This window comes from Pseudomonas sp. SWRI68 (assembly GCF_014269165.1).
In the GTDB taxonomy this organism is placed as follows: Bacteria; Pseudomonadota; Gammaproteobacteria; order Pseudomonadales; family Pseudomonadaceae; genus Aquipseudomonas; species Aquipseudomonas capeferrum.
Window position 1 is genome coordinate 51,143 of record NZ_JABWRU010000016.1, and the last position, 18,791, is coordinate 69,933.

At 62.9% G+C, this 18,791-nt stretch carries 15 protein-coding genes; 8 read left to right on the plus strand and 7 right to left on the minus strand.

The window, feature by feature from the left end; genetic code table 11:
* Positions 1–94: 94 nt before the first annotated feature.
* From tauD to tauA, 4 genes are read right to left on the minus strand one after another with little or no spacing between them, the layout of a single operon-like run.
* Positions 95–928, minus strand: coding sequence for a taurine dioxygenase (gene tauD / locus HU770_RS20205; RefSeq protein WP_186665175.1), 834 nt, complete (start codon positions 926–928; stop codon positions 95–97).
* A 43-nt stretch (positions 929–971) separates the two neighbouring features.
* The gene (gene tauC / locus HU770_RS20210) at positions 972–1,811 is read right to left on the minus strand and encodes a taurine ABC transporter permease TauC (RefSeq protein ID WP_186665177.1); all 840 of its coding nucleotides are present in this window, start codon (positions 1,809–1,811) and stop codon (positions 972–974) included.
* Entirely contained in the window at positions 1,808–2,596 is a 789-nt protein-coding gene (gene tauB / locus HU770_RS20215; RefSeq protein ID WP_186660459.1) for a taurine ABC transporter ATP-binding subunit, read from the minus strand. Before tauB ends, tauC begins: the two co-directional genes overlap by 4 nt.
* Before the next feature lie 13 nt (positions 2,597–2,609).
* Positions 2,610–3,581, minus strand: a complete 972-nt coding sequence (tauA, locus tag HU770_RS20220) for a taurine ABC transporter substrate-binding protein (RefSeq protein ID WP_033703247.1) — start codon at positions 3,579–3,581, stop codon at positions 2,610–2,612.
* A 514-nt stretch (positions 3,582–4,095) separates the two neighbouring features.
* Between tauA and HU770_RS20225 the strand changes: the two genes are divergently transcribed.
* From HU770_RS20225 to HU770_RS20260, 8 genes are all read left to right on the plus strand, one after another.
* Positions 4,096–5,424 carry an OprD family porin gene (locus tag HU770_RS20225; protein ID WP_033703246.1) on the plus strand — a complete coding sequence of 443 codons (1,329 nt, stop codon included), beginning with the start codon at positions 4,096–4,098 and terminating at the stop codon, positions 5,422–5,424.
* Between the two features lie 165 nt (positions 5,425–5,589).
* Positions 5,590–6,228 carry a peroxiredoxin gene (locus tag HU770_RS20230; protein ID WP_033703245.1) on the plus strand — a complete coding sequence of 213 codons (639 nt, stop codon included), beginning with the start codon at positions 5,590–5,592 and terminating at the stop codon, positions 6,226–6,228.
* A 220-nt stretch (positions 6,229–6,448) separates the two neighbouring features.
* Positions 6,449–7,042 carry an NADPH-dependent FMN reductase gene (gene ssuE, locus HU770_RS20235; protein WP_186660457.1) on the plus strand — a complete coding sequence of 198 codons (594 nt, stop codon included), beginning with the start codon at positions 6,449–6,451 and terminating at the stop codon, positions 7,040–7,042.
* A gap of 84 nt (positions 7,043–7,126) precedes the next feature.
* A complete protein-coding gene (locus HU770_RS20240; RefSeq protein ID WP_186665179.1) occupies positions 7,127–8,092 on the plus strand; it encodes a sulfonate ABC transporter substrate-binding protein in 966 nt (321 codons plus the stop codon).
* 60 nt (positions 8,093–8,152) lie between these two features.
* The gene (gene ssuD, locus HU770_RS20245; RefSeq protein WP_186665181.1) at positions 8,153–9,301 is read left to right on the plus strand and encodes an FMNH2-dependent alkanesulfonate monooxygenase; all 1,149 of its coding nucleotides are present in this window, start codon (positions 8,153–8,155) and stop codon (positions 9,299–9,301) included.
* A gap of 10 nt (positions 9,302–9,311) precedes the next feature.
* Positions 9,312–10,109 (plus strand): aliphatic sulfonate ABC transporter permease SsuC, encoded by a 798-nt coding sequence (gene ssuC, locus HU770_RS20250; protein ID WP_033703241.1) that lies wholly within the window; start codon positions 9,312–9,314, stop codon positions 10,107–10,109.
* On the plus strand, positions 10,106–10,918 hold the full coding sequence (ssuB, locus tag HU770_RS20255; RefSeq protein ID WP_186660451.1) for an aliphatic sulfonates ABC transporter ATP-binding protein: 813 nt from the start codon (positions 10,106–10,108) through the stop codon (positions 10,916–10,918). Before ssuC ends, ssuB begins: the two co-directional genes overlap by 4 nt.
* 44 nt (positions 10,919–10,962) lie before the next feature.
* Positions 10,963–11,178, plus strand: a complete 216-nt coding sequence (locus HU770_RS20260; protein ID WP_008095172.1) for a molybdopterin-binding protein — start codon at positions 10,963–10,965, stop codon at positions 11,176–11,178.
* Positions 11,179–11,256: 78 nt separating this feature from the next.
* Here HU770_RS20260 and HU770_RS20265 read toward each other — a convergent pair whose 3' ends face one another.
* The 3 genes from HU770_RS20265 to gshA all read right to left on the minus strand — a co-directional run bounded on the left by HU770_RS20265 (position 11,257) and on the right by gshA (position 18,715).
* A complete protein-coding gene (locus HU770_RS20265) occupies positions 11,257–16,416 on the minus strand; it encodes a DUF6543 domain-containing protein (protein WP_186665183.1) in 5,160 nt (1,719 codons plus the stop codon).
* A gap of 86 nt (positions 16,417–16,502) precedes the next feature.
* Positions 16,503–17,138, minus strand: a complete 636-nt coding sequence (locus HU770_RS20270; RefSeq protein ID WP_095064969.1) for a TetR/AcrR family transcriptional regulator — start codon at positions 17,136–17,138, stop codon at positions 16,503–16,505.
* Positions 17,138–18,715 carry a glutamate--cysteine ligase gene (gshA, locus tag HU770_RS20275; protein ID WP_186665185.1) on the minus strand — a complete coding sequence of 526 codons (1,578 nt, stop codon included), beginning with the start codon at positions 18,713–18,715 and terminating at the stop codon, positions 17,138–17,140. The genes HU770_RS20270 and gshA overlap by 1 nt, the downstream gene beginning before the upstream one ends.
* Positions 18,716–18,791: the final 76 nt, after the last annotated feature.

The window sequence follows — 18,791 nt, forward strand, 5'->3', positions numbered from 1 at the left end:
GCACAATGCCTGAGAGCAGCGGGGTACTTGTGGGAGCGGCGGTGCGGCGATCCGACTTGCCCCGCGAAGAGGCCGGTGCAGGCCCCATCAATTTTCAGAACGGCGCATCCCCCAGGATCGTCGCCCGGTGCATCACCCGCCGCTCAGGCCGGTAATCATCCACCGCAAAATGCTGGGTCACGCGGTTGTCCCAGAACGCCACATCATTTTCCTGCCAGCGCCAGCGAATGCTGAACTCCGGCCGTGTCGCATGGGCGAACAGCAGCTTGAGCAACGCTTCGCTTTCATACTCGTTCAACGCGTTGATGCGCGTGGTGAACCCCTCGTTGACGAACAGCGCCTTGCGCCCGCTCACCGGGTGGGTGCGTATCACCGGGTGCGACAGCGGCGGGTTGTTGCGCCGTGTCGCCTCCCAGCGCGCCAGGTGTTCGGGCGTTGTGCCAAACCGTTCGAGCGGGAATGACTTGGTGAAGTCGTGGGTAGCGGTGAGCCCGTCGAGCATCGCGCGCAACGGCGCCGACAAGGCTTCCAGCGCGGCAATACCACTGGCCCACAGGGTGTCGCCGCCATACGCCGGCAGCTGCTTGGCGCTGAGTACCGCGCCCAGGGCCGGGGTCGGCAGAAAGGTCACGTCGGTGTGCCATACCGCATTGTCGCGCACGTCGGTGACCGCCGTGTCGAGTACCAGCACCTGCGGGGTTTCGGGCACGTTGGGGTAGATCGGGTGGATGTGCAGGTCACCAAAGCGGGCAGCGAAGCTGGCCTGCTGCTCCGGGTTGAGCGGTTGCTCGCGGAAAAACAGCACCTGATGCTTGAGCAACGCCTGTTCGATGGCATCGCGCTGCTCGGCGGTGATAGCGCGGCTGATGTCCACGCCGCTGATCTGCGCGCCGAGCGCCGGGCTGAGAGGGGTGATGGTCAGGCTCATGTCGGTCTCGATCTGTTCTGTGGGCGCCGAAATGCCGGCGTGGTCAGTGGCTTTGCCCGTGCCAGGGCACCAGTTTGCGTTGCAGGGCGCGCAAGCTCATCTCCAGGGCAAAGGCGATCAGGGCGATCAGCAGGATGCCCAGCACCACCACGTCGGTGACCAGGAACTGCGCCGCCGACTGCACCATGAAGCCCAGGCCGCTGGTGGCGGCGATCAGTTCTGCGGCCACCAGGGTCGACCAGCCCACGCCCAGGCCGATACGGATGCCGGTGAGGATGTCGGGCAATGCGCTGGGCAGGATCACGTGACGGATCAACTGCGCCTTGCTGGCGCCCAGCGACTGCGCAGCGCGCAGCTTGGTCGGGTCGACAGTGCGCACGCCGGTAGCGGTGGCGATGGCAATCGGGGCGAAGATCGCCAGGTAGATCAGCAGCACTTTCGACAGCTCGCCAATGCCGCACCAGATGACGATGAGCGGCAGATAGGCCAGCGGCGGGATAGGGCGGTAGAACTCGATCAGCGGGTCGAGAATGCCCCGCGCCACGCGGTTGTAACCGATGGCGATACCGACCGGAATGGCGGTCAGGGTCGCGGCCACCAGGGCCAGGCCGATGCGGCCCAGGCTGGCGCCCAGGTGCTGCCACAGGCTGGCATCCATGTAGCCTTGGGTCAGCAGGGTCCAGGCCCTGGCCAGGATGTCGCCGGGCGAGGGCAGGAACAGCGGCTCGATCCAGCCAGCTGCCGTCACCAGCCACCAGACCAGCAGCAGGCTGGCCAGGGTCAGGGTGCTGATCCAGCGGGTGGAAAGCGGGCGGCGTGTCTTTTCGCCAGGTCGGGTGTGGCTATCGTGCTTGCCGTTGACCGGCAGGTCCAGGCTGCTCATGCGCGCTCCTGCAGGCTTTGGCGTTGGGAGAAGACCCGCGCCAGCACATGCTCGCGGGTTTCGATGAAGCGTGGGTCGGACTTGATCGCCCGGGCCGACTCGCCAGCGGCATAGCGCTGGCCGAAGTCCAGTTGCAGGCGCTCGACCACACGGCCGGGGTTGGGGGCCAGCAACACCAGCTCGCTGGCGAGGAATACGGCTTCTTCGATGTCGTGAGTAATCAGGAACACCGGCTTGGCGGTGCGCTGCCAGACCTGCAGCAGCAGCTCTTGCATCTGCTCGCGGGTGAACGCGTCGAGTGCGCCGAACGGTTCGTCCATCAGCAGTACCCGTGGGTCGGCCGCCAGCGCGCGGGCAAGGCCCACACGCTGCTTCTGGCCACCGGACAATTGCCAGATGCGCCGCTCGGCGAACCCTTCCAGGTCGACCAGGGCCAGCATCTCGCGGGCCTTGGTTTCACGTTGCGCGCGCGGCACGCCGGCCAGCTCAAGGCCGAAGGCGACGTTGCCCAGCACGTTCTGCCAGGGCAGCAAGGCGTCGTCCTGGAACACCACGCCGCGTTCGGCGCCTGGGCCTTTGACCGGCACGCCGTCCAGGCTGATGCGCCCGCCGCTGGGGGCCACGAAGCCGGCGATCAGGTTGAGCAGCGAAGTCTTGCCGCTGCCGGACGGCCCCAAGGCCACCAGCAGTTGGCGTGGCCCCAGGCTCAGGTTGATGTCGGCCAGCACCGGGGTGCTGGCGCCGGGGTACTGTGCGCTGATGCGCTCCAGTTCAAGCAAGGCCATGGCTGGCTCCGGGTCAATTAGGCAGGAACTTGGCGCTGACGTACGGCGAGTAGTCCGGCAGCACGGCGTCGACCTTGCCTTGCTGCTTGAGGAAGTTAGCCGTGTCGGTCAGTGCTTTGGTGGTTGGCGCACCCAGGGCGTTGGCCTGGTCTGCGGCCAAGGGGTAGACGTTGCCTTCCAGCAGTACCGGGATATCGCTGGCCTTGGCGCCGGACAGCTTGACCAGCTTGGCCACGTTGTCTTTGTCGGCCAGCCAGGCTTGCGGGTCTTTGCGGTAGTCGGCGTAGGCGTCGAGGGTGACCTTGGCGAAGGCCTTGACCACGTCGGGGTGCTTGTCGGCGAAGTCCTTGCGCACGATCCAGGCGTCGAAGGTAGGTGCGCCTTTTGCGGCCAGTTCACCCGAGGTGATCAGCACTTTGCCGTTTTCCTTGGCCACGCCCAGGGCCGGGTCCCAGACGTAGGTGGCGTCGATGTCACCGCGCTTCCAGGCCGCAATGATGGCCGGTGGTGCGAGGTTGAGGATCTGCACCTTGGTGGGGTCGATGTTCCACGCCTTGAGCGCCGCCAACAGGCTGTAGTGGCCGGTGGAGACGAAGGGCACGGCGACTTTCTTGCCGATCAGGTCTTGTGGCGTCTTGATGGTGTCGCGCGCCACCAGCGCTTCGCCAGCACCAATCTGGGTGGCGATCAGGAAGGTTTCGACCGGCAGCTTGCGGGTGGCGGCGGCGGCCAGGGGGCTGGAGCCGAGGTAGCCAATTTGCACGTCACCGCTGGCCACGGCGGTGATCACATCGGCGCCGTTGTCGAATTTGCGCCAGTCGATGCTGGCCTTGCTGGCTTTTTCGTAGTCGCCATCAACCTGGGCCACTTTGGCCGGGTCGACTGTGGTCTGGTAAGCCACGGTCAGGTCAGCAGCCTGGGCCAACCAGCTGGTGCTGGCGAGAGTCAGGGCGGCGAACAGGCGCAGCGGAGCGTGCGGGATCATGGTGAACCTCTCGTCAGGCAATCGATGTGATGGATGGCGAGAAGACTAAATGATCTAAAAAATAGAAAATAAATAACTTTTTAGAATTAGCTTAGGAGCCAATTGCTGTAAGGCAGGAGCGGCAAGAGCAGGGAATCGCCGGTGACCTGTCTCAATGGCGAAAACCGAGAGGACTGCTAGGCTCTTTGCCCCTTAGACCCGGCTGGAATTAGGTTATGAGCAAACGTTTGCAAATAACTGAAAGTTATGATTGATACGCCTGGCTACAACAAATGGTAGTAAAGGTTCCTAATATATTCCGGAATAATCTTACAAATTCATAAAACGGTCATTTTGGATTTATAGGATTGTCATTATCCTGTAGCGCAGGTGGCCTTAGACCAAAGTCGCGAAACGTTTAGAAACGATTGACTTTATGGTCACGCTTTGGGACTAAATCGCCAATCCACGGTGAGCAGGGCAGCAGATCCCGCCGCCAGAGATACACAAGAATTAGAACGTAGAGGAGCAAAACATGTACAAGTCCAGCCTGGCTCTGGCCGTGGCACTGGGGGTTCTCGCCCAACAAGCAGGCGCTGCCGGTTTCGTTGAAGACAGCAAACTGTCGCTCAGCTCGCGCACCATGTACTTCAACAACGACAACCGTGACGGCGGTGCTGACAACCGCGAGTCTGGTCAGGGCTTCAAGCTCGACTACCTGTCCGGTTTCACCGAAGGCACCGTTGGTTTCGGCGTCGATGTCCAGGCCCTGTGGGGGATTCACCTGGATGGCGGCCGCGGCAAGCACCCTGACAACAGCAGCTTCTTCCCCAGCGATACCGACGGCTCTGCTGTGAGCCAGTGGGCGCGCGTGGGCGGTAACGCCAAGGCTCGCTTCTCCAAGACCGAGGTTCACTACGGAAGCGCCCTGGCGCCGAACCTGCCGATCCTGGTTGCCAACGATGGTCGTCTGCTGCCGCAGACCTTCGAGGGTGGCACCATCCAGTCGAAGGAAATCGACAACCTGACCGTCAATGCCGGTCAGCTGACCCACGCCATGGGCCGTGCTTCGAGCAACCGTACCGGCCTGTCCGTGGCGGGCGCTACCCAGGACAGCAACAAGTTCCGCTACGGCGGCCTGGACTACAAGCTCACTCCAGACCTGACCCTGCAGTACTACTACTCGAACCTGGAAGACTTCTACAAGCAGCACTTCCTGGGCGCGACCCACGTGTTCAAGATCGCTGACGACCAGTCGTTCAAGACCGACCTGCGCTACTTCGACAGCAGCAGCGACGGCAAGAACGGTGAAGCCGGCTACCGCTTCAGCAACAACGGCGGTTATGCCAAGAACGCTGGCGAGGTCGACAACAAGACCTGGACCGCCATGTTCACCTACACCCTGGGTGGCCATGCATTGATGCTGGGCCACCAGCGCGTCAATGACGACGGTGGCTTCGTCTGGCTGAACCAAGGCAACGTGGTTGACGGCAATGGCCGCAACGAAGGCGCCGGTGGTTCGAGCTTCTACCTGTTCACCGACAGCATGATCAACCAGTTCGCCAAGGCCGGTGAAAACACCACCTTCGGTCAGTACTCGTATGACTTCGCGCGTCTGGGCGTGCCAGGCCTGAAAGCCTCGGTCTCCTACCTGAAAGGTGAAGACGGCAAGAACGCCAACGGCAACGGTACCTTCAGTGAATGGGAACGTGACGCCCGCGTCGACTACGTCATCCAGGAAGGCACCTTCAAGGGCCTGGGCGCCAGCCTGCGTCACGGTGTCTACCGTGGTACTGGCACCAGCTCCCTGGCTGACCAGGATCAGACCCGTCTGATCTTCAACTACACTTACAACTTCCTGTAAGCCGTAGCTGAACAAGGAGCCTCGCCTAGTGCGAGGCTTTTTTGTGTCTGCGATTTCGTATGCTATTAGGTTATAAATAAATCAGTATTTATTCTTTTTGTTTTTAACCGAATGCAGGCACATTGAATTTCACCAGGCCAGAACACAGCACAGGAGCCGCACCCCATGAGCCTCAAACTCGGCGATATCGCCCCCGATTTCGAACAGGATTCCAGTGAAGGCAAGATCCGTTTTCATGAGTGGCTCGGCAACAGTTGGGGTGTGCTGTTCTCTCACCCGGCCGACTTCACCCCGGTGTGCACCACCGAACTGGGCCTGACCGCCAAGCTCAAGGACGACTTCGCCAAGCGTGGGGTCAAGGCCATCGCGCTGTCGGTGGACCCGGTCGACTCGCACCACAAGTGGATCGATGACATCAACGAGACCCAGAACACCGTGGTCAACTTCCCGATCATCGCCGACGCCGACCGCAAGGTTTCCGACCTGTACGATTTGATCCACCCGAATGCGAACGACACCCTGACCGTGCGCTCGCTGTTCGTCATCGACCCGAACAAGAAGGTGCGCCTGACCATTACCTACCCGGCCAGTACCGGGCGCAACTTCAACGAAATCTTGCGGGTGATCGATTCGCTGCAGCTGACCGACAACTACAAGGTCGCCACGCCAGGTAACTGGCAGGACGGTGACGAAGTGGTGATCGTGCCTTCGCTCAAAGATGAGGAAGAGATCAAGCAGCGCTTCCCCAAAGGGTATCGAGCGGTGAAGCCCTACCTGCGCCTGACGCCGCAGCCTAATCGTTAAAGGATCCTCGTTGTATTGCTCTTAGCCATGCAGGGTTTTTCGGGCCGTTTCGACGGCCCTTTTTTTTGCCTGGGATTTGTGCAGCTTGGGGCCGCAGAGCAGCCTCAAAACCGCAAACCCTATAAATAACAATAAGGAATAAACAAATGAAAAAATATGATTTCTAGATATATAAGCAGGCTGTTAATGTCACTCCAACAGAACACAAGGAAGCGCTGCAATGCTGGTCGTCTCAATCGGTGGTAGCCCTGGTACCCGTTCACGCTCTGGCGTGCTGCTCGAGCGCTCGCGCCAGTGGCTGCAGGACCGCGGCGTTGAAGTGGTGACGTTCCAGGTCCGTGACTTCCCCGCCGAAGACCTGCTGCATGCACGCTTCGACAGCCCGCAGGTGCAGCACTTTCAGCAACTGGTGGCTCAAGCCGATGGCCTGATCGTCGCCACCCCGGTGTACAAGGCCTCGTTTGCCGGTGCGCTGAAGACGTTGCTCGACCTGCTGCCCGAACGCGCCTTGGAGCACAAGATCGTGTTGCCAATTGCCACCGGCGGCAGCATCGCACACATGCTGGCGGTGGATTACGCGTTGAAACCGGTGCTTTCGGCACTCAAGGCGCAAGAGACCCTGCAAGGGATCTTCGCCGACGACAGCCAGGTCGCCTACGCAGAAGGCAGCAAGCCAGCCCAGCTGGCGAGCGCCCTGCAAGAACGTCTGCATGACTCGCTGGAAACGTTCCACGTTGCCCTGGCTCGTCGGCCGCGGCCGGTAGCGCCCGGTGTATTGAATGAACGGCTGATCAGCGCCCGCTGGAGCATCTGACCCGCCTTACTGCTGTACCACCTTACTCGCCCGTCAACGAGGCCAGCAGGTGCAACCCGAACCCTATTCGCACAGGAGAGCGCCATGCGCACAGTCTTCTTGCGTCGTGGTCTGGTCGCCCTGTTTGCGGCGGCTGTGTCCTTCGGCGCCATCACCCAAGCCCAGGCCGAGAGCCTGCGCATCGGTTACCAGAAATACGGCACACTGGTGCTGCTCAAGGCCAAGGGCACGCTGGAGAAGCGCCTGGCCGAACAGGGCGTGCACGTGCAATGGACCGAATTCCCCGGTGGCCCGCAGCTGCTCGAAGGGCTGAACGTCGGCTCCATCGACTTCGGCGTCACCGGCGAAACACCGCCCGTGTTCGCCCAGGCCGCCGGTGCCGACCTGCTCTATGTCGCCTACGAGCCGCCTGCGCCGCACAGCGAAGCGATCCTGGTAGCCAAGGGTTCGCCGATCCAGTCGGTGAAAGAACTCAAAGGCAAGAAGGTCGCGCTTAACAAGGGCTCGAACGTTCACTACCTGCTGGTGCGTGCGCTGGAAGACGCCGGCCTCAAGTACAGCGACATCCAACCGGTCTACCTGCCTCCAGCCGATGCCCGTGCTGCGTTCGAGCGCGGCAGCGTCGATGCCTGGGTAATCTGGGACCCTTACCAGGCTGCCGCCGAGCAGCAGCTGCAGGCACGCACCCTGCGTGACGGCAAGGGCCTGGTCGACAACCATCAGTTCTACCTCGCCACCCGTGACTACGCCACTCGGCACCCGGCTGTGATCAGCACCTTGATCGAGCAAGTGCGCGCTGTGGGCGAGTGGTCCCAGGCCAACCCGCAGGAGGTCACCGACCAGGTCGCATCGCTGCTGGGGCTGCCTGCCGACATCACCCTGACCTCGGTCAAGCGCCAAGGCTACGGCGCCGCGCCGCTCACCCCTGAGGTGGTGGCCGCACAACAGAAGATCGCCGACACATTCCAGGCACTCAAGCTTATTCCCAAGCCGCTGAGCATCAAGGACGTGATCTGGACACCCCCGGCCAAGGTCGCCAGTGCGCCTTGATTGATTTGCCTGCGCCGGGGCGCCGCTCCGGCTTGAGCCACCCTTGAGGAGACAACTCCAATGAGCCTTAACATTTTCTGGTTCCTCCCGACCCATGGTGACGGCAAGTACCTGGGCACGTCCGACGGCGCGCGCGCAGTCGACCATGGCTACCTGCAGCAGATTGCCCAAGCTGCCGACCGCCTCGGTTTTGGTGGGGTGCTGATCCCTACCGGGCGTTCTTGCGAGGATTCCTGGCTGGTGGCAGCGTCGCTGATTCCAGTGACCCAGCATCTGAAATTCCTGGTTGCCCTGCGCCCCGGCATCATTTCGCCGACCGTGGCGGCGCGCCAGGCCGCGACCCTGGACCGCTTGTCCAATGGCCGTGCACTGTTCAACCTGGTGACCGGGGGCGACCCGGACGAACTGGCCGGTGACGGCCTGCACCTGAGCCATGAAGAACGCTACGAAGCCTCGGTCGAGTTCACTCGCATCTGGCGCAAGGTGCTGGAAGGCGAAAGCGTCGATTACGACGGCAAGCACATTCAGGTAAAGGGTGCCAAGCTGCTGTACCCGCCGATTCAGCAACCACGCCCGCCGCTGTATTTCGGTGGTTCGTCCGAAGCGGCCCAGGACCTGGCTGCCGAACAGGTCGAGCTGTACCTGACCTGGGGCGAGCCACCTGCCGCCGTGGCTGAAAAAATCGCCCAGGTGCGCGAAAAGGCTGCCGCTCAAGGCCGTGAAGTACGCTTTGGCATCCGCCTGCACGTGATCGTGCGTGAAACCAACGAAGAAGCCTGGGCCGCAGCCGACCGCCTGATTTCGCACCTGGACGATGACACCATCGCCCGTGCCCAGGCCTCGCTGGCGCGCTTCGATTCGGTTGGCCAGCAGCGCATGGCAGCCCTGCATGGCGGCAATCGCGACAACCTGGAAGTCAGCCCCAACCTGTGGGCGGGTGTCGGCCTGGTGCGTGGTGGTGCCGGTACTGCGTTGGTCGGCGATGGCCCGACCGTGGCGGCCCGGGTCAAGGAATACGCCGAGCTGGGCATCGATACGTTCATCTTCTCGGGTTACCCACACCTGGAAGAGTCCTACCGCGTGGCCGAGCTGTTGTTCCCGCATCTCGACGTGCAGCGCCCGGAGCAACCGAAAGCCGGTGGTTACGTGAGCCCGTTCGGCGAGATGGTGGCCAACGACATCCTGCCCAAGTCCGTGTCGCAGAGCTGAGGGCCGGACCATGAGTCGTGCAACTTCTTCCACCCTGGCTCAGCGCCTGGCGCCGTGGGCCCTGCCGGTACTGCTGCTGGCAGCCTGGCAGTTGGCGGTCAGCGCGGGCTGGCTGTCGACCCGCATCCTGCCGGCACCCAGCGCGGTGGTCAGCGCGGGTGTCGAGCTGGTGCGCAGCGGCGAGATCTGGACCCACCTGGCTATCAGTGGCTGGCGTGCCGGGCTTGGTTTCGTCATTGGCGGCAGCATCGGCCTGGTGCTGGGCTTTATCACTGGCCTGTCGAACTGGGGCGAACGCCTGCTCGACAGCTCGGTGCAGATGATCCGCAACGTGCCGCACCTGGCGCTGATCCCACTGGTGATCCTGTGGTTCGGTATCGACGAGTCGGCAAAGATCTTCCTGGTCGCCCTGGGCACGCTGTTTCCGATCTACCTCAACACCTACCACGGTATCCGCAACGTTGACCCGGCGCTGGTGGAGATGGCGCGCAGCTATGGCCTGTCCGGTTTCGGCCTGTTCCGCCAGGTGATCTTGCCCGGTGCGCTGCCCTCGATTCTGGTCGGCGTGCGCTTTGCCCTGGGCTTCATGTGGCTGACCCTGATCGTGGCAGAAACCATTTCGGCCAATGCCGGCATCGGTTACCTGGCGATGAACGCCCGTGAGTTCCTGCAGACCGACGTGGTGGTTTTGGCCATCGTTCTGTACGCCGTGCTTGGCAAGTTGGCCGACCTCGCCGCCCGCGGCCTGGAGCGCGTCTGGCTGCGCTGGCACCCGGCTTATCAAGTTGCCAGGAAGGAGGGCGCATGACCGTGCTCAAGGAACAGCCGCCACGCCTGCTGCGTGGCATCCCCCTGGCATCCAACGGCCTGCGCAAGACCTTTGGCCAGCGTGAAGTGCTCAAAGGCATCGACCTGCACATCCCGGCCGGCCAGTTCGTCGCCATCGTCGGCCGCAGCGGCTGCGGCAAGAGCACCTTGTTGCGCTTGCTGGCCGGGCTCGACCAGCCAAGCGCCGGTCAACTGCTGGCCGGTGCTGCGCCGTTGGCCGAAGCCCGCGAGGAAACGCGGCTGATGTTCCAGGACGCTCGGCTGCTGCCGTGGAAGAAGGTGATCGACAACGTCGGCCTGGGCCTGTCTGGCAACTGGCGCCCGCGTGCGCTGGACGCATTGGAGGCGGTTGGCCTGGCTGACCGCGCCAATGAATGGCCGGCGGCACTTTCCGGCGGCCAGAAGCAGCGTGTAGCGCTGGCCCGGGCACTGATCCACCAGCCTCGCCTGTTGCTGCTCGATGAGCCGCTGGGAGCCCTGGATGCGCTGACCCGTATCGAGATGCAGCAACTGATCGAACGCCTCTGGCGTCAGCACGGTTTTACCGTGTTGCTGGTTACCCACGATGTCAGCGAAGCGGTTGCCGTGGCTGACCGGGTGATTTTGATCGAAGACGGCGAGGTCGGACTCGACCTCACTGTTGACCTGGCCCGGCCAAGGGCGCGGGGTTCGCACCGCCTGGCGGCGCTGGAAAGCGAAGTGCTCAACCGTGTTCTGTCGGTACCGGGCACTGCGCCCGAGCCGGACCCTGTAGCCCCTTTGCCCACGCAACTGCGTTGGGCGCACTGAATGACCCACTTACCTCACTGAAGCCGAAGAGAAGGAATCAAGCCATGACTATCAAAGCCATCAACGTCCGCAACCAGTTCAAAGGCACCGTGAAGGAAATCCTCGAAGGCCCGGTACTGTCGGAAATCGACGTACAGACTGCCTCCGGCATCGTCACTTCGGTGATCACCACCCGCTCGGTCAAAGAGTTGGAGCTGCAGGTGGGCAGTGAAGTGATCGCGTTCGTCAAATCCACCGAAGTGTCCATCGCCAAGCTGTAATGGCAGTGGCGGCGCTGTGCGACCCAGTCGCGGGCTTGATCCGCGAATGGGCCGCCAGGCGGCCCGTACCCTTTAGCCCTAAGCGGGTCGCAACCCGCCAAACAGTTTGTTGGCCTGGCTTTCCGTGAGGGCGCCGCGCCAGGCGCCCGCGCCCAGATTGCGTTCGTGGGCAAGCTTGATGTGACCGGCCTCGAGCCGTGCAAAGCCTTGTGCTGGCCTGCGCTTGAAGTGGAAGTGCGCATACCACAGAGGGCTGCTAGTGGCCGCATCGTCGATGCGGTACTCCTCCAGATACTCGATAGCTTGGCCCTGCCTGTTCTTGGCCGGCTCCAGCACGCGTGACCAACCGATCCGCACCTCACCTTGGCTTTGCAGGTAATCCAGATGACCAGGCTCAGGGCGCTGTGTGGCTTTGGTCTGGTCGATGCGCAATTGCCGACCCACCCTGCGCAATTCGCCTGCAGCCTGTTCGACACTGCCTGTAAGCTGGCGCTGAGCCTCGGTCAGCGCGCTCCCTCCCCGGCGGGCGATGTCCCGCGCCAGGTCCTCCAGCGTCGTGGCATAACCAATGGCCAGGTCTTGCAGGCTGGCAGGGGCCATGTTCAGGGCCTTGTACTGCTGTAGCTTGGCTTGCTGCGCGGCGACATTGCCCAATCGCTTGCGCGCGGCGGCCACCAGTACCATCAGGTCGGCTGCGGCCGCGGCAGGCTGCACACTTCTGGGTTGCCACAAGTTATCGGCGGTACGGGTGAAGGTGATGTGTGTTTCCTGGTTCAGTCTGTTGCTGACCTGCATCTGCGGCTGGCCGTCGATGGTGATCTCACTGCCTATCAACAACTGTTGGTCCACGGTTTCGAACAGACGGGGCCTGCTCGGCCCGCGATGACGGTTTGGCTTTCGCGTGATGGGGGCTGAGGCGTCGATGCCTGCCTCGACTTCGGCGATCAGTTGGGCCAACGAATGGCGCATTCGCTGGGTGCTTTGCGGTGTGATGTAATCAGGGAAGTCGTCCTGCCAACTGGTCATGTAGTTGCCAAAGCGCTGATAGCGGTCTTTGAGCTGGCGCAGGAAGCGGTGCTCCTGGGTGCGGCTCAGGCCCGCAGTCGCCAGATCTTGATGGCTGAACAACAGGCTCCTCAGGTCGGTGATTTCCTGCCTCACCTGACGTTGCATCAACAGGTAGTCATAGCTTGGCCGGCTTGGCAGCGGGACGATGTGGCTCAGTTCGATGGCCAGTCTTACGGTTCGGTACTCATGAGGGTGCATCGGCATCTGCAGTTTATCGAGTGTTTGTTGGTAAACGGTGAGCTCATTGCCGCGCAGTTTTTGGGTGACCCTTGCCACTCGATGGAATTCGTATTCCAGCTTGCCGAGTGTGTGGCAGAAGCGCTCCTGAGCACCCCTCATCTGCCGCAGGAGCTCAAAGGAGTTGTCGCTGGCGGCGTCCAAGGCTTGTTCGAGCTGTTTGATCCGGGTGTATTCATCCTGCATCCGCAGATTGAGTTGTACGATCAAGGTGGGGTGCTGCCTGCCCAGGTTATAGGCCATTTGGTTGTGCATGCCTTGGTAGTGGCGACCCAGCTGTGGCTTGATTCTGTGCAGTCGCTCCAGGCTTTGCTCATGAAATGTCACGAAGGCTTCCAATTGCTCGATGGACTCCTGTAGCGCCTGCCTGATGGCGGGCAACGGCGCCGGTGTGCCTTGAGGGCCATTGGGGCCAACTCCGCGTGCGGTGTTCCAGGCCGAGACTTTTTCGGTGAGACGGGCTTGGTGTGCAACGCGGCCATTTTCGATGTCTTGCACCACCTGCCTAGGCGATAGCAACGCGGGCTGCTGGCCAAGGTAGCCGCGCAGGTGCTGCCAGCCCTGCTGGTACAGCCTGCCGAGGTAGGCGCCACCGCCTGCCAGCCCACCGTCGACGATACGCCCGCTCAGGCTGCCGTGGGGCTGCCAGGAGCCCAGCTCGTCGAGCTTCACAGGCTGCTTGTAGCTGCGTGCTGCGCTGCCCTTGAGGCGCCAGGTGCGATAGGTCGCGTCCCACTCGACCTGATAGTGCAGCCCCTGTCTGACGATGAAGTCGTTGCCGGTCTCGGCATGCCGGTTGACACCCTTGCCGTGAACCTCGGGGTGGTCGCGCCAGTGGCCCGAGGGCGCTTCGGTTTCATAACCGCTGAAGGGGTCGGTGCGCCCCCGGCGGGTCACGGTGGTGGGCCGCAACCCTTCGAGGCGCTGGCGCAAGTGGGTGCGGGTGCGTGCAAGTGCAGTGGACGAGCGCGACACAGAGGCGGCAGGCACCACATCGAAGAGCGCATCGACCAACGACAGGAACACGCTGTTCAGGTGCTCGACCCCCTCGCCAGGGTCACTCCGCAGAAATGCCTCGACGCTGGCATTGGCGGCGCTCCAGCCATCGTAGAGGGCAATCGCGGTACCTACGCCGGGCACGAAGCCCAGCGCCAGTTTGAGGTAGTCGTATACCCGCCCGTGGCGCATCGCTTCGCTTTCCAGGTACAGGTCGACCTGGCTGCGCGACGAGGCGCGGTGTTCGAGGATCAGCCGGCCCATCTGCAGGTTGGCTCGCACCTGGGCGATCGGCTCTGAACGGGCATTACCCACGCCGATGAAACCGGTGAACCGCTTTAGCAGCGCCTGGTTGATATAGGACAGGTGCGTGCGTGTGTCGCCTTCCAGCGGGCGGCTGGCGAGGTAGGTGCGCATGGCCTCGTCGATGGCCATGTCCTCCAGCGCCTGGCATGCCTGCTCGCTGTTTTCGTACTGGCTGATGACCTTGCCGTTGGGGGCATCGGGTAGCAACAGCAGGCACGGCCCGCTCGCCGGCTTGAGCAGGAAGATGTCTGAAAGCGTCACGCGGTCGCTGCTACCGTCCGCAGCTACGCCAGGCCGCAGGTCGAGTGCATGGTGATCGATGGTGCGGGTAAGCGTGGTGCCCTGCTGTTCGCGGCAGAACAGCTCGAATACCTCCATGCCGTGTGCATCCAGGGTATCGGGCCGGCTCAACAGCAGGATCTTCAACTGGTGCTCGAAGGGCCCGCGGAGCGTTTCCTGGCGCCATTGTGCCTGCCAGTCGGATTGCTCCGCGTTGCCCTTGAAGGTATCGCGTATCTGCTGCTCGTAGGCGCCAGCCACATCCAGTGTCTGCACCAGGGTGGCAATGTAGCTGTGGTTGAGCTTTTGTTGCAGGTCAGGCGTCGCCGTCGTGTCTTCGATTACGATGTTGGCGTTGGCCAGGCGCAAGGTCAGGTCGTCGTCCAATGCCCACAGCAGAAATTGCTCAAGGGGCACGTGGCTACGTTCGGCACTGAACGTCGTAACCTCTTTGTAGGCATTGGCGAAGCCGGACTCCGGCAGCGGAATACGCTGCTTGCCTGTGCGGTCGGCGATGTCCAGGGTGACTTGGGGCAGCGTCGTCAGGCCGAGTGACTGGCGCAGGTGCCCGTTCATCAGGTTGCGTGAAAACGCCCCGCGCTCAGGCAGGTCCCTCGCCAGTAAGCCGCTGGCAGCCAGCATGCTGACGCGCAATGCGTCGAACTGCGCCGCCAGTGCCTCGCGCTGGGGCGCATCAAGGTGGCTCAGTGAATGCAGGCGGGTGTGCAGGTTGGCAGTGCGGTTACGCTCGGCCAGCCGTTCGAACGCCTGGATCCTGGCGGCGTTGTTGCTGGCGCCCAGTTTCCAGCGCAGTTGCAGGCGCGACGAGGGGGCGGCCTGGGTCAGCAGGGCCACGTGGGTCGAGGCCAGGTAATCGAAAGCGTGGGTGGTGATGGGTTCGCTGATCAGGGCTGGTATGTGCTCGCCGCTGTCGATCAGCTCAAGGAGCGCATCGATGTCCTGCGGCCAGACGCTTTCCAGCAGCACTTCTGGCCAGGCGCCCTGCAACGTGTTCAGCAGTCGTTCGGCCAGTTGGGCCTGGTCCGGGTAACAGGCCAGGCCACCGTCGTGCCCGGGTTTGTAGAGCAGCAAGGCGCTGTCTGCTTCACCCGTGGCGTCCTGGGGTATCGCCCGGAGGGTGATGAAGCCCGTCAGGGCCCAACTGCGAGGGCCTACCACCAGTTTCAGAGCGCTGGGCACGACCTGCCGTTGCAGGCTGGGGTTTGGCCGCTCCACCAGTTGGCGAACCCATTGCAGGCGCGATTCGCTCAGGTCCCCCAAGTGTTGTTGGAACTCGGCCTCCAGCAGCAAGGCCTTTGCAAAGTGCTGGCTGAGGTGTTCGAACCTACTGTTTTCGCCGTACATTTGCCCCCAGGTTTCCGGCGTGGGCGACTCGGGAAGCGCAGCCAGCACTTGTTGCAGTAGGGCGTCCTGGGCATCGAGCTTGGCTTGCTGGGCCTGCAGCTCCGCCAGGCGTGCAGAGCCTGGCCCGGTATCGCTGCCCAGGTAGGCGGCCAGCAGCTGTTCCTGGCGGTCGATGCGCTGCTTGCGCCAGCCGAGTGGCAAGCGTTCGTCGAGTGAATCGAAATGCACCTCGTCCTCCGCCAACGCTTCATCGGCACTGACCAGCCGAGCCAGCTCCTCGCTCAATGCGTCGGGCAGCTCGACCTGCAGTTGCATGCCCTGGCCGGTCAGCAGGCTGTTGAGCAGGCCGGCGAAGCCATCACCCGGGAGCGCGATGACGGCGATGAACGTGCTGTCGCTGTCGCTGGCCAGCGCGGTGGGCGGGGTGCGCCACAGGCGGTCCCGATGCTCGTGGGCCCACTGCAGCAGGGCCGCTTCGCTGTGGAAGGCGCGTACCGGGTTGTGGCCGTCGGGCCGGTACAGCAGCCAGGGCTCGTCATCGCCAGGGGGCGTGATCAGTAGCGCAGTGGGGCAGGCCCCTACGGGGATGCCTGGCTGATGCCAGTGCAGTTGCGCATACCGGCTGCTGCTGTCCAGCTGGCCCAGCTTCCAGGCCTTCGTTGCGATTCGGTCAAACCCGTAGTTGAGCTCCAGCGCGCTCTGGAAATGCGCGTGCAACTGCTGCTCGGCAAAGGCCCTGCGTGCTATCGACTGCCCGGGCATACGTGCGTCCCAGTAGCTGGCGTGCCCAGGTGAAGGCTGCAGCTGCGCCTGGTTGAACACGCTATTCAGTGCCTTGACCGCCTGGCGTCGTCGCAGGTCGGCCTTGCCGAGGGCATTACCGCGTCCGGCGATAATCCAGGGGGTGGTGGGCAGGGGCAGGGGGCTGGCGAAGTCGTCCAGGCCGATGGGCGTGGTGTCGGCTGACAAGTCGAAAGAATGAGGCATGGTCGTGATCCACGTTGGCTGAGTGCTGGAGAGGAGCGCCCATTTCAACGTTCGATCGGAGGCGAACTGCGTTACATGTTGCTCGTTCAGTGTGTGTGGCGTTTTCCCAGGAACGGTGGCAGGTAGAGCCCCAGATACGCTTCGAATACCCGCATGCCTTCCTCGGCCATACGCGGGGTGATCTGTTCATGCAGCTGCATCGAGCGGGCATACACCCGGTCGCTCAATTCCATGGCCAAGGCAAACACATCCACATCAGTCGGCATTGTCGGCAGCTGGAAGTGCTGGTCGAACAGCCTGTGCATCAGCTCGCCCAGCTCCATGTCGTGCTGGCGGTCAGCCTGCACCACTTCGCTCAGGCCATGCTGGGCAAGGATCAGTTGGCGCGCTGCGGCGTCTTCGTTGTAGATGTCGAGCATGCGCTGCTCGATCAGCCGTGACAGTTGGTGCCAGGTATTGAACGCAGCGCTGTCGATGGGGGCGCTTAGGGCTTCGCGAAAGGCCCGATGCACATCGGCGGTCAACGCCTCGAGCAAGGCGGGCACGCTGGCGAAGAAGTGATACACCGACGAAGGCGGGATTTGTGCCCGTTCGGCAACGCTGTAGATCGACAGCCCCGCGACCCCTTGCTCTGCCAGAAGCTCGCGAGCCGCCGCCAGGATCGCTTCGATCCTGGCCTGGCTGCTGGCGCGCGGCTTGCGAAGGGAGGCGGTGCGGCTCATCAGTTGCTGATCGCCAGGATGCTGGCCTGGTAGGCACCGACGAACAGGTCGAAGTCGCCGACTTCGGTCTGTTCAAGCTCGCTCTGCTTGGCCAGGGACTCGCGGGCGAGCGTTTCGAAGGCCTGCTGGCGCGCGCTGCTCAACGGTTGTTCGCGCAAGCTCTCGGCATGGACACGGCTCTGGCGCAGCGAGAACTGGATAAAGCTCTCGTCGTGTTCGGTCATGCGCGCCAGTACTTGGGCCGATGGGGTCAGCGAAGCGTCGTCGACCTTGGCCTGTTGGGCATCCAGTGCCTTGGCGTGCTCGTCACTGCCGTGTGCCTGGTCGAGCAGGTCGGCCAGCGCGCGAATGCGCGTGATCAGTTCGCCGGCCCACGCCTGCAGACCGATCGGTTGGCCATCGCGCTGCAGTTGCAGGCCAGGGCGGCGACCTTCCTTGACCACGGTCAGGAAGTTGCTGGTGCACTGGCCGCACTCGCCGTTGTCCAGTTGCGGGCTTTCTTCAAGCGCGCAGAACAGCAGGAATGCATCGAGGAAACGCGCCTCGGGCAGGTCGATGCCGACGGGCAGGAACGGGTTGATGTCCAGGCAGCGCACTTCGACGTACTGCACGCCACGGGAGGTCAGGGCCTGGATCGGCCGCTCGCCGGTGTAGGTGACGCGCTTGGGGCGGATGTTCGAGTAGTACTCGTTCTCGATCTGCAGGATGTTGGTGTTCAGTTGCACCCACTCGCCATCCACGTGGGTACCGACCTCGACGTAGGGCGGGTAGGGCGTGCCCACCGCCTTGCGCAGGCTGTCGGTGTAGCTGGCCAGGTTGTTGTAGCAGGGCGTGAGGCCGGCCTGGGCGTTGCTCTGGTAACCCAGGTCACTCATGCGCAGGCTGGTGGCGTAGGGCAGGAACAGGGTTTCGGCGTCCAGCTCTTCGAGTTGGTGCGGGCGGCCACGCAGGAAGCCTTTGTCCAGTGTCGGCGAGGCGCCGAACAGGTACATCAGCAGCCAGCTGTAGCGGCGGAAGTTGCGGATCAGCGCGATGTAGGCCGACGACTGATAGTCGCGCGCGTCTTCTTCGCTGCCTTCACTTGCGCGCAGCAAGGGCCACAGCGTCTCTGGCAGCGAGAAGTTGTAATGGATGCCCGCGATGCACTGCATGGTGCGGCCGTAGCGCAGGGCCAGGCCTTTGCGGTACACGTGCTTGAGCTTGCCGATGTTGGAGCTGCCGTATTCGGCGATCGGGATGTCTTCCTCGGCCGGCAACGCACAGGGCATCGACGGGCTCCACAGGTATTCGTCACCCAGCTTGGTGTAAACGAAGCGGTGGATCTCTTCGAGGTTCTCCAACACCTGGGCCGGGTCTGCGAGGGCCGGGGTGATGAACTCCAGCAGCGACTCGGAATAATCGGTAGTGATCTGCTCATTGGTCAGCGCCGAACCCAACGCTTCCGGGTGCGGGGTCTGGGCCAGGCGACCTTCATCGGTCACGCGCAGGCATTCTCGCTCAATACCGTGCAGGCACTGCTTGAGCAGGGGAAGATTGGCGCCGAGCAGGCTCAGGCGGCGGTTGAGGAGGTCGCTCAAGATGGATTCCTTCACGCGTCAGTCGCCCCAATATGGGGGTGGAGATAACGGTCTACAAGGGTAGGGAGAAAGGAAC